1 tRNA gene and 1 rRNA gene are annotated in these 324 nt (G+C 50.0%); both read left to right on the top strand.

The features are described from left to right. The first annotated feature begins 2 nt into the window (after window positions 1-2). A 5S ribosomal RNA gene (rrf, locus tag AWH02_RS05985) occupies window positions 3-118 on the top strand. A gap of 127 nt (window positions 119-245) precedes the next feature. Next, window positions 246-318 (top strand) — tRNA-Val (locus AWH02_RS05980). The last annotated feature ends 6 nt before the right edge of the window (window positions 319-324 follow it).

Genomic DNA, 324 nt, shown 5'->3' with positions numbered 1-324 from the left:
AGTTAAGTGACGATAGCCTAGGAGATACACCTGTACCCATGCCGAACACAGCAGTTAAGCCCTAGAACGCCGGAAGTAGTTGGGGGTTGCCCCCTGTGAGATATGGTAGTCGCTTAGCAAGGATAGGAAGTTAGGATTAACTTCCTTTTTGGGAGTTTAGCTCAGCTAAGGAGAACGCAAGTTCGACTTTGTCGAAGCTGACGAAAGTCAGTGCACGACAGGGAACAGTGAGCTAAATTCCATTTGGGAGTTTAGCTCAGCTGGGAGAGCATCTGCCTTACAAGCCGAGGGTCTGCGGTTCGATCCCGTTAACTCCCATAGGTC

The sequence above is a fragment of the Streptococcus gordonii genome, from assembly GCF_001553855.1.
GTDB classification, from domain to species: Bacteria; Bacillota; Bacilli; order Lactobacillales; family Streptococcaceae; genus Streptococcus; species Streptococcus gordonii.
The sequence above is the reverse complement of the archived record's forward strand: the minus strand, read 5'-3'. Positions and strand labels throughout refer to the sequence as shown.